Raw genomic sequence first — 15,862 nt, forward strand, 5'->3', positions numbered from 1 at the left:
GGCCGCAGATCGTTCGCCGAAGGGCATTTTCTTCTTTGCATTCGCGCTCATGCTTCGCCAAGAATGCCCGGCGATTTCAAGAGTTTCAAAAGGGAGGTTTTCAGTGACCCGCACGCCAGGTTTCAACACGCTCGCCGTCCATGCCGGTGCCAAGCCCGATCCGGCGACCGGCGCGCGTGCCACGCCGATCTACCAGACGACCTCCTTCGTCTTCGACGATGCCGACCATGCCGCGTCGCTGTTCGGGCTGAAGGCCTTCGGCAACATCTACACCCGCATCATGAATCCGACGCAGGCGGTGCTGGAAGAGCGCATGGCGGCCCTCGAAGGTGGCACGGCGGCACTCGCGGTCGCTTCCGGCCACGCCGCGCAGGTGATCGTGTTCCACAATCTGATGCAGCCGGGCGACAATTTCGTTGCCGCCAACAAGCTTTATGGCGGTTCGATCAACCAGTTCGGCCATGCCTTCAAGAATTATGGCTGGGAGGTGCGCTGGGCCGACACCAACGACATCTCGACCTTCGAGAGCCAGATCGACGACAGGACCAAGGCGATCTTCATCGAAAGCCTGGCCAATCCGGGCGGCACTTTCGTCGACATCGAGAAGATCGGCGACATCGCGCGCAAGCATGGCCTGCCGCTGATCGTCGACAACACGCTGGCTTCGCCCTACCTGATCCGGCCGATCGAGCATGGCGCCGACATCGTCGTCCATTCGCTGACCAAGTTCATCGGCGGCCACGGCAATTCGATCGGTGGCGCCATCGTCGACGGCGGCACCTTCGACTGGTCGAAGTCGGGCAAATACCCGATGCTGTCGGAACCGCGCCCCGAATATGGCGGTCTTGTCCTGCACGAAACCTTCGGCAATTTCGCCTTCGCCATTGCCGCGCGCGTGCTCGGCCTGCGCGATCTCGGCCCGGCGATCTCGCCGTTCAACGCCTTCCTCATCTTGACCGGCCTGGAAACCCTGCCGCTGCGCATGCAGCGCCATTGCGACAATGCCGTCACCGTTGCCGCCTGGCTGTCCAACCACCCCAAGGTCGCGTCGGTGAACTATCCCGGCCTGCCCTCAGACAAGAACAATGCGCTGCAGAAGAAATACTCGCCGCAGGGCGCCGGTGCCGTGTTCACCTTCGCTCTCAAGGGCGGCTATGACGCCGGCGTGAAATTTGTCGAGGCGCTCGAGCTGTTCTCGCACCTGGCCAATGTCGGCGACACCAAGTCGCTGGTCATCCACCCGGCCTCGACCACGCACCGCCAGCTTTCCGACGAGCAGAAGGTCAAGGCCGGCGCAGGACCGGACACGGTGCGGCTGTCGATCGGCATCGAGGACGTCAACGACATCGTCGCCGACCTCGAACAGGCGCTAGCCAAGGTCTGACCGATCATGAGCGAGTCAAAATTTCTTGCCATCGGCGTCGACACTGTCGACGCCGAACAGGGCGCGCCGACGCCGGATCGGCTGATCTCGGGCGATCCCAAATTCCTCACCTGGAATGTCGAGGAGCGCGACGGCGGCCTTTACGCCGGCATCTGGGAATCGACCCCGGGCAAATGGCGCATCGTCTATGACGAATGGGAGTTCTGCCACATCCTGTCCGGCGTTTCGGTGATCGCGGAAGACGGCGGGCAGGCGCGTACCGTCAAGGCCGGCGACAGCTTCGTGCTCAGGCCCGGCTTCAAAGGCAGCTGGGAAGTGCTTGAAACGACTCGCAAGGAGTATGTGATCAGGCTTTGATCACTTCCCCGGAAACTGGCTGAGGCAGCCTTCCGGCGCCTTGTCATGGAAGCTTAAGGCAGGCCCGCGATCGTCAAAAGCCGACGGCGAGCGTTTCCAGCCCATGGAAGTGGTAAGTGTTGCGGAAGCTTGGCCGTTCGGCAAGATGCAGCTTCGGGTGCCGTTCGAACAGGGTTTTCAGCGACACCTGCAATTCGAGCCGGGCGAGCGGCGCGCCGATGCAGAAATGGATACCGGCGCCGAAGGAGACGTTCTTCTGGTCGGCACGGTCGGGCCGGAAGGCGAGGGGATCGGCGAAGGCGCGTGGGTCATGATTGGCCATGCCCAGCAGCAGCCCGATCGTCTGGCCCGGCTGCACGACGATGCCGGGCGCGACCTCGATCTCCTGACAGGCATAGCGCGCGAACATGTGCAGCGGCGCGTCGAAGCGCAGGCATTCCTCGACCGTTGCCGCGGTCGCCTCGGGCGAACCGAAGAAGCGGCTGACATCGCCGCCTTGCAAAAGGATCGAGCGGACGGCATTGCCGGTCTGATGCACGGTCGCTTCATGGCCGGCATTGAGCAGCAGGATCGCCGAGGACACCATCTCGTCCTCCGACAGCCTCTCACCGTCCTCCTGCGCCGAGATCAGCAGCGACAACAGGTCGTCGCCGGGATTCCGGCGTCGCTCGGTGACGTAGCCTCGCAGGAAATCGGCAAATTCGCTCGCCGCGCGGTTGGCCGTCTCCTCGATCGCGCGTGTGCGGCCATGCATGTACATGGCGACCATCTGGTGCGACCAGTCGAGCAGTTGCGGCCCCATTTCGACCGGGACGCCCAGCATTTCGGCAATGATGGTGATCGGCAAGGGCGCCGCGAAAGCAGGCAACAGGTCGACCGTCTTGCCTGGTTCGAAACGATCGATCAACTCGTTGGCCAAAGCCTCGACACGCGGCCGCAGCCGTTCGACCTGGCGCGAGACGAAGGCCCGGTTGACCAGTGTTCTCAGCCGCGTGTGCACCGGCGGCTCCAGTTCCAGCATCGAATTGGCTTCGATGCCGTCGAAGGCCCTGAGATGGCTGCGGTCCTGTCCAATGCCGCGGCTGTCTGGAATGCCGGCCGGGTTCTGGCGGCCGAAGCGGCGATCGCGCAGCAGCCGGTTGACGTCGTCGAAACCGCCAAAGCACCAGAAGCCGAATTCTTCCCAGAAGAATGCATTCGATACGCCGTGCAGGAAGGCATAGGCATCATAAGGGTTTTGGAAAAAAGCCGGCTCGTGCGGGTCAAGCCGCAGATGTCGAGTGGCTGGATCAAAGGCCAGGGCGGTAAGCGTCAATTTGCTCATGCCAGACCAATAGCGCAGCTTGCCAGCCTGGTTCCAGACCGTATGTTGGCGCCCGCAATCCAATACGTTGAGCCAGCCGACCGGCTGCGGAAAGTCTGATTTGATGAATGTGATCGTTGTCGGCGCGGGTATTGCCGGTCTCTCGACGGCGTGGTCTCTGGTCAAGGCCGGCCACAGCGTTTCGATCGTCGAGCAAGGGCCGATCCCAAACCCGATGGCCGCGTCGGGCGACCATCATCGCATCATCCGCCGCGCCTACCGCGCGGGGACCGGCTATGGCCGGCTGATCACCGAAGCCTACCAGGCCTGGGACGAGATGTGGGCCGATCTCGGCGAAAGCCACCTCGATCCCAGAGGATTTGTCTGCATTTCGCGCGAGCCGGGCGACGAGGCCGAGGAATATCGCGAGGGTCTGGAAGAAGGCAATTTTCCGTTCGAATTGCTGGAGCCGGATGCAGCCGTGAAGCGCTGGCCGTTTCTGGAAGCCGGGTCGTTTCGCTACGCCTATTTCTCAACCGAAGGCGGCGCCCTGCATTGCCGCAAGATCGCGTCCGGCCTGGCAAAGTGGCTGCGCGCCAACGGCGCCAATGTCTACGAAAATAGCAAGGTCGTCGAAGTCGACGCCGAAGCCGGCCATATCGTGCTCGAAAACGGCGAGACGATGCAGGCCGACCGCATCGTCGTCGCCGCCGGCGCCTGGGTGCTGAAACTGTTTCCGGAGCTGGACGGCGAGCTGAAGACCTATCGAACCGCACTTGCCTATGTCGAACCGCCGGCCGACCTCGATGCGGCCTGGCAGGCGGCACCGGTTGTCCTCGATGTAGGCGGCGCGATCGACGGCTATGTGATCCCGCCCTCCGGCGGCGCCGGCATGAAATTCGGGTCCGGCCTGCACAGGGTGCCGACCAGCGACGCCGATTGGAACCGTCAGCCGGTGGCGGGCGAGGGCGAGGCGATCCGCAACCTGTTTTCGCCGCCGATCGCCCGCATCGAGGACTATCGGGTGACCGAGGTCGTCACCTGCGCCTACACTTTCACATCAGACGAAAAATTCATGGCGCATGAAAAGGGCAAATGCCTTGTTGTCTCGGCATGCTCCGGTCACGGCTACAAGTTCGGCGCGGCGGTCGGCAGGCGCGTTGCCGCTGCTGTCGGCGATGGGGATATCGCCGGCTTGAAGGCATGGCTGCGGGCGGAGGTCGCCTGACCGCCGCCGGGGATTGACCTAATCCTGGCAATGCCTGGGAATATGCACCCGCCGCCAGCCCGAAGAACCCTCGCGAACCAGCACACGACGCGCGACGGTCTGGTAGGAGGCGGGAACATCGATGATGCGCCTTTGCTCCGGCCGCACCAGCACCTCTTGGGCGATCCTGTCGTATTGTGCGGGGATGACCACGCGCCGCGTGCGTTCGGGCTGGATCACCACGGTTTTGGCGACACGTTCGTAGCGCGCATTGTGCCAGACCTTGCACAGCACTTTGCGGCCATGGATGACGCGCCATTCCCAGGAATAGCCGCCGCCATCGATCCGGACCGTGCGGTAGACGGTGCGGGTGACGGCCGGCACGACCTGGTAGGTCACTTGCGCCGGAACGGTCATCACGACGCGCTCGCGCGTGCCATAGATAGGGGCGATATAGTCGACCTGCTGACCGGGCGGACTGATCATCACGTCTTCATAGACCGTGTCGTAGACAGCCGGACTGCGGACCGGCTCATAACATTCGACGGCGCGGCCGCCGGCCGCCGTCTGCGAAATCGTGCCGAGCATGGTCAGGCCGGCGATGGTGAAGCATGCGGTTTTCCCGGGCATGACACTTCCCCTGTTGAACTCTACGCATAAGTTCAACGTTGAATTGTAGAGGAAGCCGTCTCGGAAAAAAGCGGTTTCGGCGCATTTCGTTAAGTGACGCGGTTAAGAAACTGCTACCTTGCGCGGCCGGCCATGCGGCTCCGGACCCGCGGAAGCATCCGCCGGCCCGAATCCTTGGTCAGAAAGCTTGATTCGACTTACCCAGATGGCTAGGAGGGGTCGGCCTTGCACAAGGATGAGCCGGCATCCTATTTACGGAATAACGATCCAGAACCGATTCTGCCCGATCTGCCGGCATTCCCGGCGCCGGAATCCCACCGCGAGATAAGAGATATCTGATGAAGAACCCCGTCGAAACCTACATGAACCTCGTTCCGATGGTGGTCGAACAGACCAATCGCGGCGAGCGGGCCTACGACATTTTCTCGCGCCTCCTCAAGGAGCGCATCATTTTCATTACCGGTCCGGTCGAGGACGGCATGGCGACGCTGGTCTGCGCGCAGCTTTTGTTCCTCGAAGCCGAGAATCCGAAGAAGGAAATCAACCTCTACATCAATTCGCCGGGCGGCGTCGTCACCTCCGGCATGGCGATCTACGACACCATGCAGTTTATCAAGCCGGCCGTGTCGACGCTCTGCATCGGCCAGGCGGCTTCGATGGGTTCGCTGCTCCTGACCGCCGGTCACAAGGACATGCGCTTTGCCACGCCGAACGCCCGCATCATGGTTCACCAGCCTTCCGGCGGCTTCCAGGGCCAGGCGTCCGACATCGAGCGCCATGCCCTGGATATCATCAAGCTGAAGCGTCGCCTCAACGAGGTCTACGTCAAGCACACCGGCAAGAGCTACGAAGAGATCGAGAAAACGCTCGACCGCGACCATTTCATGACCGCCGACGAAGCCAAGGATTTCGGCCTCATCGACAAGGTCATTTCGTCGCGCGAGGCGGCCGAAGGGGCGCTGGCATAAAGGCAAGTTGGCAGTTGGATGGCACCATCACGCGCTTTTGGCGCGTCTTGCGGCATTTCGGCCACAATTGGCTGTTCCCTCGGGGGACAGGATTGCCTACGTTAAGGCTATGTTGAGTTTCGGCGGCTTAGCTTTATGCGGGGTTGTCGCGAATCATTGCCACGTTTTCTGATTTGTGTTTCGTACGGAATGCGTTGCGGGAGCCGGGACACACTGGCGGCGGCGGATTCCCGCGATAGATAGAGTATGCGCCCTTTCAGCCAGACCATCGGCGGGCGGCCATGAAAGGACATGAAAATGAGCAAGGTCGGCAACAACAGCGGCGATTCCAAGAACACGCTTTACTGCTCGTTTTGCGGCAAAAGCCAGCACGAAGTGCGCAAGCTGATCGCCGGTCCGACGGTCTTCATCTGCGACGAGTGCGTCGAACTCTGCATGGACATCATCCGTGAAGAGAACAAGACCTCGATGGTGAAGTCGCGCGAAGGCGTGCCCACACCGCAGGAGATCCTCAAGGTTCTCGACGACTATGTCATCGGTCAGCCCTACGCCAAGCGCGTGCTGTCGGTGGCGGTCCACAACCACTACAAGCGCCTCGCACATGCCGGCAAGAACAACGATGTCGAATTGGCGAAGTCCAACATCCTGCTGATCGGCCCGACCGGTTGCGGCAAGACGCTGCTCGCGCAGACGCTGGCCCGCATCATCGACGTGCCCTTCACCATGGCTGACGCGACGACGCTGACCGAAGCCGGTTATGTCGGCGAGGACGTCGAGAACATCATCCTGAAGCTGCTGCAGTCGGCCGACTACAATGTCGAGCGGGCCCAGCGCGGCATCGTCTACATCGACGAAATCGACAAGATTTCGCGCAAGTCGGACAATCCCTCGATCACCCGCGACGTGTCGGGCGAGGGCGTGCAGCAGGCGCTCCTGAAGATCATGGAAGGCACCGTCGCCTCCGTGCCGCCGCAAGGCGGCAGGAAGCACCCGCAGCAGGAGTTCCTGCAGGTCGACACAGCCAACATCCTGTTCATCTGTGGCGGCGCCTTCGCCGGGCTGGACAAGATCATCTCGGATCGCGGCCGCAAGACCTCGATCGGTTTCGGCGCGGTCGTCGCTTCGCCCGAGGATCGCCGCACTGGCGATGTCTTCCGCCTGGTCGAGCCCGAGGATCTGTTGAAGTTCGGTCTTATCCCCGAATTTGTAGGCCGTCTGCCGGTTCTGGCGACGCTGGAAGACCTCGACGAACCGGCGCTGATCCAGATCCTGACCGAGCCGAAGAACGCGCTGGTCAAGCAGTATCAGCGGCTGTTCGAGATGGAGAATGTCGACCTGACCTTCCACGAGAACGCTCTTTCGGCGATCGCCAAGCGCGCCATCGAGCGCAAGACCGGCGCGCGCGGCCTGCGTTCGATCATGGAGGCGATCCTGCTCGACACGATGTTCGAGCTTCCCGCGCTCGAAGGCGTGCGCGAAGTGGTGATTTCGGAGGAGGTGGTGACCGGCAGTGCCCGGCCGCTCTACATCTACTCCGAGCAGAAGGAAAAGAAGGGCAATGTCAGCGCCTGACATGATGAGCCCGCAGCGAAATTCTGAAACGGCGCCGCAAGGCGCCGTTTTGCTGTCACACAGGGCTTTTGCGCGGCGTACGGCTTGGCGTCGCAAATGTGTCACTCGCGGACGGGTTGGAAGTGCGGATTTGGACACGCCCCTTGATCTTTGGGGGCCGTGCATCCAACTAACTGGAGAAGGCCGAGGTGCCCGATTTCTGTGCTGTAAAACTCCCGTCATAAACGGTGGTAGGCGGAACGATCCCCGGTCGTTAATATAAGATTCGCGGTTGGCTGATTGGCGGCCGCGACATGAAAGGTTGGACAATGGCCAAAGTATCCAAGGCACCCAGCGACGGCGTCTTCGCAGTTCTCCCACTGCGCGACATCGTGGTGTTCCCGCACATGATCGTGCCGCTCTTCGTCGGGCGTGAGAAGTCGATCAAGGCGCTGGAAGAGGTGATGGGTCAGGAAAAGCAGATCCTGCTTGCCACCCAGATGAATGCCGCCGACGACGATCCCGAGCCCGATGCCATCTTCGACATCGGCACGCTCGCCAATGTGCTGCAATTGCTCAAGCTGCCCGACGGCACCGTCAAGGTTCTGGTCGAAGGCGCTTCGCGTGCGAAAATCGTCTCGTTCACCGACCGTCCCGACTTCCACGAGGCCCGCGCCGCGGCGCTGGTCGAGCCGGACGAGGAAGAGGTCGAGGTTGAGGCGCTGGCGCGTTCGGTCGTCACCGACTTCGAGAACTACGTCAAGCTGAACAAGAAGATCTCGCCCGAAGTGGTGGGTGCAGCCAGCCAGATCGACGACTATTCCAAGCTCGCCGACACGGTTGCCTCGCATCTCGCCATCAAGATCCCTGAGAAGCAGGAAATGCTGGCCACGCTCTCGGTCAAGGAGCGGCTGGAAAAGGCTATGGGCTTCATGGAAGCCGAAATCTCCGTCCTGCAGGTGGAGAAGCGCATCCGCTCGCGCGTCAAGCGCCAGATGGAGAAGACGCAGCGCGAATACTACCTCAACGAGCAGATGAAGGCGATCCAGAAGGAGCTCGGCGAGGGCGAGGACGGCCGCGACGAGGCCGCCGAGATCGAGGCGCGCATCAAGAAGACCAAGCTCTCCAAGGAGGCCCGCGAAAAGGCGGAAGCCGAGTTGAAGAAGCTCCGGACGATGTCGCCGATGTCGGCTGAATCGACCGTCGTGCGCAACTATCTCGACTGGATCCTGTCGATCCCGTGGGGCAAGAACTCCAAGGTCAAGCAGGACCTGGCGTTCGCGCAGAACGTGCTCGACACTGATCATTTCGGCCTCGACAAGGTTAAGGAGCGCATTGTCGAGTATCTCGCCGTGCAAAGCCGCCAGAAGAAGCTGAAGGGGCCGATCCTGTGCCTCGTCGGCCCTCCCGGCGTCGGCAAGACCTCGCTCGGCAAGTCGATCGCCAAGGCGACTGGTCGCGAATTCATCCGCATGGCGCTTGGCGGCGTGCGTGACGAGGCCGAGATCCGTGGTCACCGGCGCACCTATATCGGCTCGATGCCCGGCAAGGTCATCCAGTCGATGAAGAAGGCCAAGAAGTCCAACCCGCTCTTCCTGCTCGACGAGATCGACAAGATGGGCCAGGACTTCCGTGGCGATCCGTCATCGGCGTTGCTCGAGGTCCTCGATCCGGAACAGAACTCGACGTTCATGGACCATTACCTCGAGGTCGAATACGACCTGTCGAGCGTCATGTTTGTGACGACGGCGAACACGCTGAACATCCCGGCGCCCTTGATGGACCGCATGGAGATCATCCGTATCGCCGGCTACACCGAGGACGAGAAGATCGAGATCGCCAAGCGGCACCTGATGCCGAAGGTGATCCGCGATCACGCGCTGCAGCCGAAGGAGTTTTCCGTCGGTGAGGACGCGATCCGCGCCATCGTCCAGACCTACACCCGCGAAGCGGGCGTCAGGAGCCTGGAGCGTGAGCTGATGAAGCTCGGGCGCAAGGCGGTGACCGAGATCCTGAAGACGAAGAAGAAGACGGTGAGCATCACGGCGGAGAACCTCTCCGATTACCTTGGTGTGCAGCGCTACCGCTTCGGCCAGGTCGAGGCTGACGATCAGGTCGGTGTCGTTACAGGTCTTGCCTGGACGGAAGTCGGCGGCGAACTGCTGACGGTCGAAGGCGTCATGATGCCCGGCAAGGGCCGCATGACGGTGACCGGCAACCTGCGCGACGTGATGAAGGAATCGATTTCGGCGGCGGCCTCGTATGTCCGCTCGCGCGCCGTCGATTTCGGCATCGAGCCGCCGCTGTTCGACAAGCGCGACATCCACGTGCACTTGCCGGAAGGCGCCACGCCGAAGGACGGCCCGTCTGCGGGTGCTGCCATGGCGACAGCCATTGTGTCGGTACTGACGGGTATTCCGGTCCGGGCGGATGTGGCGATGACCGGCGAGATAACGCTTCGCGGCCGCATCTTGCCGATCGGCGGGCTCAAGGAGAAGCTGCTCGCCGCACTGCGCGGCGGCATCAAGAAGGTGCTGATCCCGGAAGACAATGCCAAGGACCTGGCGGAGATTCCGGACAATGTGAAGAACGGCATGGAGATCATTCCGGTCTCACGTGTCGGCGAGGTGTTGCGCCACGCACTGGTGCGTATGCCGGAGCCGATCGAATGGGTCGAACCGGTCAATCCGCCGGCCTCGACAGACAGTGCCGACGACGCTGGAAAGTCTCTGGCGCATTAGAGCGCTGGGCGTCCATCTGGACGCACAAAGGACGCTCTAACGCTCGGACTTGCGCATGGCCCTTTCCGAAAACCGGCGACGGTTTTCGAGGCCATGCGCTGGTTTTCGTCGAGGTTGCAGCGCACAAACGGAGAGCCGGGCCTAGAGCCCGGCTTTTTCATGTGAAAAACCCAGCATTTCCGGGCTTTTTCCGCTTTTTTCCTGCCTTTTCGACTTGGTTGCGGGAGCGCTTCTTTCTAAAGTCCGTTTCCTGCCGGATGAGTCGATAGTTCCGGTGTTCTCATGGAAGGGAATTTTTATGAACAAGAACGAACTGGTGTCCGCTGTCGCCGACGCCGCGAGCATTTCGAAGGGTGACGCGCAGTCGGCGGTCGATGCGGTATTTTCCGTGATCACCGGCGAACTGAAGAAGGGCGGCGATGTCCGGCTTGTCGGCTTTGGCAATTTCTCCGTGTCAAAGCGTGCGGCGTCGACCGGCCGCAATCCTCAGACCGGCGCCGAAGTGAAGATCCCGGCGCGCACCGTGCCGAAGTTCTCGGCCGGCAAAGGCCTCAAGGACGCAGTCAACTAAGCGTTTTTTCTTTTCAGAGACCTCAGAAAAGCCGGGCTTGCCCGGCTTTTCATTTTGGCGCCCTACGCGGGTACATGCGACCAGAAAAGCCGGGCTTGCCCGGCTTTTCATTTTTTGTGCCCGACGCTGACGGGACGGCGGCCGGCTTATGCGGTCGGCGCCTCGGCGCGCATCAGACCTTCCTTCTTGAGATCGGCCCAAAGCGCTGGGGGCAGTTTCGCATCGAGCAGCGAGCGATTGCTCTCGACTTCGCTCGGCCGCTGGCCACCGGGGACCACTGAGACGACCGAGGGGTGCAGCAGCGGGAATTGCAGGGCGGCCTCGATCAGCCTGACACCATGACGCTTGCAGACGTTTTCGATCCCGGCGACCCGATCGAGTATGTCCTTCGGCGCTTCCGAGTAGTTGTAGTAGGCGCCGGGCTTCGGTCCGGTCGCCAGGATGCCGGAGTTGTAGGGGCCGCCGAGAACGATGCCGATGCCGCGTGCCTGGCAGAGCGGCAGGAAGGACATCAGCGCCTCCTGTTCCAGGAGCGTATAGCGTCCGGCCAGCAGGAACAGGTCGAAGTCGCCGCGCTCGGCCAGCGTCTGTGCGACCTGCCACTCGTTGATGCCGCCACCGAACGCCTTGATCACGCCCTGGTCGCGCAGCGACAGCAAGCCGTAATAGCCCGAGCGCATGAACTCCTCGATGCGCCGGTCGGAGGCTTCCTTGCTGCCATGCGTGAAGATGTCGACATCGTGCACGAAGAGGATGTCGATCCGGTCGACGCCGAGGCGCTCAAGCGAGGCTTCGAACGAGCGCATGACACCGTCATAGCTGTAGTCGTACACTTCGCGGCGCGACGGCGTGTCGAAGAACTTGCCGATGCCGGTGCGCTCTTCGGGCGGGCAGGCGCGCATGATGCGGCCGACCTTGCTCGACAGCACATAGTCGTCGCGCTTCTTGCCGCGCAGGAACGGGTTGAGCCGCGTTTCCGACAGGCCGAGTCCATAGAGCGGCGCGGTGTCGTAGTAGCGGCAGCCGGTCGCCCACGCGGCTTCCAGCGTGGCGTTGGCGTCCTCGTCGGAGACGGCACGGTAGAGGTTGCCGAGCGGCGCCGCGCCGAAGCCGAGCTCGGTGAGACTGATGCCGCCATTGCCGATGCGGTCGAAATGCCGTGTCTTCATATGCTGCTGCTTGCCTCGCCTGATTTGTCTGACATGACACTATCACGCCTGTGGTCAGGCAAAAGCATAGCTGCGCGTTGGACACGCATTTTCGCGGTTGCTAGCATGAACGAAATCAAGCTGTTCGTGGCAGCAAGGGCGGCAAATACCAGGGGTGATTTTTGATGGCAGGATCGCGGTGAGCGACAAGAGCAAAAGCCTGTTCGAGACCGCGCTTGAGGAGCTCGGCGGCGTGCTGGCACGCATCGACGAAAGCCGGATCGACGCCGCCTGCAAAATGCTGGCCGGCGCGCGACAGATCGTCGTCTATGGCTGCGGCCGCGAGGCCTTGCAGGTCAAGGGTTTTGCCATGCGGCTCTATCATTTGGGCCTGCCGGTGTCCGTGGTCGGCGACATGAACACACCGCCGCTGGGGCAGGGCGATGTCTTCCTGGTCAGCTCCGGGCCGGGAGAGACCTCGACCGTGCTGACCCTGATGCAGGTCGCGCACGATGCCGACGCGACCAACCTCCTGCTGACCGCCCAGGCCGCAGGCAGCGCGGCAAGGCTTGCCGACTTCACCCTGCTCATTCCCGCGCAGACCATGGCCAACGATCAGGGGGCGCAGAAGACATCGGTGCTGCCGATGGGCTCGGTGTTCGAAGGCGCGCTGTTCCTGCTGTTCGAGGTGATGGTGCTGAAGCTCAGGGAATTGATCGGAGCGTCGCCCGAAGCCATGCGCGCCCGCCACACCAACATGGAATAGATCATGCGCTACGAACTGATGCTGCCACACCAGATCCGCAGGGCGATCGCCGAGAATTGGCCGGTCGCTCTGCCGCTCGGCGTGCTCGAATACCATGGCGAGCACATGGCTGTCGGCATGGACACGCTGGCCGTCGTCAAGACGCTGGAGCTGTTCGAAAAGGAGAAGGACGTCGTCATCCTGCCGCCGTTCTACTACGGTGCTGCGAGCTATGCGGTGGCGCCGCCGGAAGGCAGCGGCTCGGTGCAGGTCGGCGGCAATGCGCTGGCGCCGTTCGGCGAGGAGCTGTTCTACAGCCTGCTGCGCATCGGCTTTCGCAATATCCACGCCATCATCCACCACCAGACCGAGAACTTTGCCGCCGGCATGCCGACCGATCTGGCGTTCAAGACCGCCGGCCGCCAGGCGATCTTCCGTTTCCTCGAAAAGCAGCGCGGCGAGGGCTGGTGGGGTTCGCAGGCGATGGCCGACTACTATTCCGGGCACGCCGCGGGTGAAAATTTCTTCAACTGGGTGCAGGTGCATCCGCTGATGTCGGCTGACATGAACGGCAAGTACCCGTTCGATCATGCCGGCATCGGTGAGACCTCGCTGATGCTGGCGCTATGCCCGGAGGCTGTAGATGCCGCTCATTTCGGCAACAACAAGAGCTGGTACACGGCGAGCGCCGAGGATGCTGCGGCCGAGCTTGGGCAGAAGGGCGTCGCCATGATCATGGACCATCTGCGAGCGATCTTGGGACGCTAGCAGCGGTTCTTCCTTCTCCCCTTGTGGGGTGAGAAGCGGTCCGCGTCGCGGACGAAAAGCCAATTGCTTGGCTTTTCGAGCTTCGAACGCCCTGAGCCTGCGAAGGGCCGGGCGTGGTTAGTCGATCCACCCTGCCGGGTCCCCGCTGCTTCGCAGCGTCCCGGCGTTCGCCGGCCTTTCATCGTGCCACTGGCACGATGAATTCGCCTTCGGCGAACCGGCTGCTCACCCCACAGGGGGAGAAGGGAAGGCCGGCCCTGCTACTTCACCGCGCCCGCGGTCATGCCCATGATCAGATAGCGCTCCAGCGCGATGCCGATCACCGCCAGCGGCGCGATCGCCGCCGTCGCGAGCGCTGCCATCGACCACCAGTTGATGCCTTGCGAGCCGGTCTGGCTCGCCACCATGACGGGGATCGTCTTGGCGTCGGTCGAGGTCAAAAGGGCGGCGAAGAAATACTCGTTCCAGCACAGCACCATCGCCAGGATGAAGGCGGCGACCATGCCCGGCAGCGCGATGGGCATGACGATGCGGAAGAACGCGCCCCAGATCGACAGCCCGTCGACCAGGGCTGCTTCCTCGAGCTCGACGGGAATCGAATTGAACTGGTCGCGCATGATCCAGATGACGATCGGCAGCACCATCAGCGTGTAAAGCAGGATCAGTCCGATGCGCGTGTCGAGCAGTCCGACCTCGCGATAGAGCACCAGGAAGGGCAGCGCCAGCACCACCGGCGGCAGGATCAACTGCGACAGGAAGAAGAACGAGATGTCCTCGTTTTTGAACCAGGCGAAATGATAGCGATAACGGGTGAGCCCATAGGCGGCGAGGCTGCCGATGACGATGGCGAGGCTCGATGCGCCGACCGAGGTGATCACCGAATTCATGAAGCGCTTGAGGAACTCCTCGCGCACCGTTGAGGTCTGGAAGATCGAGTCCGGCGACAGGCCGAGCGAGCGCCAGCCTTTCCAGTCCGGCTGGAAGTCGACGAAGGGGATGAGATGGCCTTGCGTGACGTCGACCGCGGTCTTGAACGAGGTTGTCACCGTCCAGTAGATCGGGAACAGGCAGATGAACGCCCAGAAGGCCAGTGCCCCATAGATGAAAACGCGGCTGGCGAGGAAGCTCGCCGGCGAGCGGATCTCCGAGGCGACATATTCGGTGGTCTGAACGCTCATCGGGCTCAATTCACCCCCATCTTGCTTTAATTGACATTGCGGACAAAACGGTTGGCGAATTTCAACAGCCACGTGACGAACACGACGATGATCACCAGATAGGCCATCGCCAGCATGGTTCCGTAGCCGACATTCGAGCGGTCGCGATATTCGCGATAGATGAAGCTCGACACGGAATCGGTGGCGCCGCCGGGGCCGCCGGATGTCACGGTGATGATGATGTCGGCAAGCTTCAGCTTGAAGATGATGCGCAGGATCACCGCCGTCACCGACACCGGCAGCATCAGCGGGAAGGTGACCTGCCAGAAGGTCTGCCACGCGTTGGCGCCGTCGACGCGTGCGGCTTCGAGCACCTCGCGCGACATCGCCTGCAGCCCGGCCAGCAGCATGATCATCATGAATGGGATGAAGGTCCAGGCATCCAGTATCATGATCGATATGCGGGCGATGATCGGGTCGGAGAAGAAGGCCGGATTTTCCCAGCCGAGATGGCGCGCCAGCGTTGCGGCCGGTCCGAACCGGTATTCCATCAGCGACTTGCCGATCATCCACGACACCGCGACCGGCGACAGCATCAGCGGCATCAGGAAGACGACGCGGAAGAACTTTCGCGCCCGGATCTGCGCGTTGAGCAGCAGCGCCAGGCCGAAGGCGATGACATATTCGACCGCCACTGCCAGCACATAGAGCACCATGTTGAACAGCGCGTTGCGGTAGTAGGGATCGGCCAGCATCTGCCAGAAATTGTCAAGCCCGTTGAACTTGCGACCGCTGAACGAGCTGAGGTTCCAGTCGGTGAGGGCGATGTAGAAACCGAACAGCGTCGGGAAGATCACCATGGCGATGGTGAACAGCAGCGCCGGCAGCAGGAACAGGGCACGCTGTCCGTCTTCGCCACGCGTCAGCACTTGGCCGACGCCGATCGCCACACCCCACAGCACATAGGCATAGACGACGGGGCGCCAGGTCTCGAAGCCGATCGTATCGGCGCTGCCCTTGTAGAGGATCTCCAGCACGATCGTCGCCAGCAGGCCAAGCGTCGCAACGGCCATTAGCGTCCAGCCAAGGCGTTTGCGGCCTGGAGAGATCAGATCGGAAGGGCCGGCATCTGCCGGCCACTGGTTCGCGGTCGAAGTCTGGTCAGCCACAAATCTCGCCCGTTTGCAGGCTCTCGAGGAGCCGGAGCCGGTCTAAAGTGGTGGGGGGGGGGGGGCGGCGGGCCCGGGGGGGGGGGGGGGGCGCGCGGCGCGGGGGGGGGGGGGGGGGGCTGGGGGGGGGGGGGGGGGGGGGGGGGGGGGGGGCGCGGGGGGG

14 protein-coding genes are annotated in these 15,862 nt (G+C 62.4%); 9 read left to right on the forward strand and 5 right to left on the reverse strand.

Features of this window, described 5'->3' with window-relative positions:
- Window positions 1-103 precede the first annotated feature (103 nt).
- Window positions 104-1,384 (forward strand): O-acetylhomoserine aminocarboxypropyltransferase, encoded by a 1,281-nt coding sequence (locus tag AC0L24_RS26080; protein ID WP_127370880.1) that lies wholly within the window; start codon window positions 104-106, stop codon window positions 1,382-1,384.
- Between the two features lie 6 nt (window positions 1,385-1,390).
- Window positions 1,391-1,741, forward strand: a complete 351-nt coding sequence (locus AC0L24_RS26085; protein ID WP_473564292.1) for a cupin domain-containing protein — start codon at window positions 1,391-1,393, stop codon at window positions 1,739-1,741.
- 73 nt (window positions 1,742-1,814) lie between these two features.
- Here the strand turns inward: AC0L24_RS26085 and AC0L24_RS26090 are convergent, their stop codons facing one another.
- Entirely contained in the window at window positions 1,815-3,065 is a 1,251-nt protein-coding gene (locus tag AC0L24_RS26090; RefSeq protein ID WP_473564294.1) for a cytochrome P450, read from the reverse strand.
- Between the two features lie 103 nt (window positions 3,066-3,168).
- On the opposite strand from AC0L24_RS26090, the gene AC0L24_RS26095 reads away from it, so the two are divergent.
- Window positions 3,169-4,272 carry an NAD(P)/FAD-dependent oxidoreductase gene (locus AC0L24_RS26095; protein WP_473564295.1) on the forward strand — a complete coding sequence of 368 codons (1,104 nt, stop codon included), beginning with the start codon at window positions 3,169-3,171 and terminating at the stop codon, window positions 4,270-4,272.
- A gap of 18 nt (window positions 4,273-4,290) precedes the next feature.
- On the opposite strand, the gene AC0L24_RS26100 is transcribed toward AC0L24_RS26095, so the two are convergent.
- Entirely contained in the window at window positions 4,291-4,881 is a 591-nt protein-coding gene (locus AC0L24_RS26100; protein WP_473564296.1) for a hypothetical protein, read from the reverse strand.
- 338 nt (window positions 4,882-5,219) lie between these two features.
- On the opposite strand from AC0L24_RS26100, the gene clpP reads away from it, so the two are divergent.
- The 4 genes from clpP (at window position 5,220) to hupB (ending at window position 10,712) form a co-directional block, all read left to right on the forward strand.
- Window positions 5,220-5,849 (forward strand): ATP-dependent Clp endopeptidase proteolytic subunit ClpP, encoded by a 630-nt coding sequence (gene clpP / locus AC0L24_RS26105; RefSeq protein WP_013532191.1) that lies wholly within the window; start codon window positions 5,220-5,222, stop codon window positions 5,847-5,849.
- 297 nt (window positions 5,850-6,146) lie between these two features.
- Window positions 6,147-7,421, forward strand: coding sequence for an ATP-dependent Clp protease ATP-binding subunit ClpX (gene clpX / locus AC0L24_RS26110; protein ID WP_013532190.1), 1,275 nt, complete (start codon window positions 6,147-6,149; stop codon window positions 7,419-7,421).
- Window positions 7,422-7,729: 308 nt separating this feature from the next.
- The gene (gene lon, locus AC0L24_RS26115; protein WP_127810676.1) at window positions 7,730-10,141 is read left to right on the forward strand and encodes an endopeptidase La; all 2,412 of its coding nucleotides are present in this window, start codon (window positions 7,730-7,732) and stop codon (window positions 10,139-10,141) included.
- A 298-nt stretch (window positions 10,142-10,439) separates the two neighbouring features.
- Entirely contained in the window at window positions 10,440-10,712 is a 273-nt protein-coding gene (gene hupB / locus AC0L24_RS26120; RefSeq protein WP_127268007.1) for a DNA-binding protein HupB, read from the forward strand.
- 146 nt (window positions 10,713-10,858) lie between these two features.
- Here hupB and AC0L24_RS26125 read toward each other — a convergent pair whose 3' ends face one another.
- Complete coding sequence (locus tag AC0L24_RS26125; RefSeq protein WP_473564297.1) at window positions 10,859-11,881, reverse strand: aldo/keto reductase; 1,023 nt, start codon at window positions 11,879-11,881, stop codon at window positions 10,859-10,861.
- Between the two features lie 178 nt (window positions 11,882-12,059).
- Between AC0L24_RS26125 and AC0L24_RS26130 the strand changes: the two genes are divergently transcribed.
- Window positions 12,060-12,626 (forward strand): SIS domain-containing protein, encoded by a 567-nt coding sequence (locus AC0L24_RS26130; protein ID WP_128363771.1) that lies wholly within the window; start codon window positions 12,060-12,062, stop codon window positions 12,624-12,626.
- Window positions 12,627-12,629: 3 nt separating this feature from the next.
- Entirely contained in the window at window positions 12,630-13,373 is a 744-nt protein-coding gene (locus AC0L24_RS26135) for a creatininase family protein (RefSeq protein ID WP_473564298.1), read from the forward strand.
- Between the two features lie 260 nt (window positions 13,374-13,633).
- Here AC0L24_RS26135 and AC0L24_RS26140 read toward each other — a convergent pair whose 3' ends face one another.
- Complete coding sequence (locus AC0L24_RS26140) at window positions 13,634-14,551, reverse strand: carbohydrate ABC transporter permease (RefSeq protein WP_127268003.1); 918 nt, start codon at window positions 14,549-14,551, stop codon at window positions 13,634-13,636.
- Between the two features lie 26 nt (window positions 14,552-14,577).
- Window positions 14,578-15,699, reverse strand: a complete 1,122-nt coding sequence (locus tag AC0L24_RS26145) for a carbohydrate ABC transporter permease (protein ID WP_127273345.1) — start codon at window positions 15,697-15,699, stop codon at window positions 14,578-14,580.
- Window positions 15,700-15,862 lie beyond the last annotated feature (163 nt).

This window comes from Mesorhizobium sp. WSM4809, from assembly GCF_055811655.1.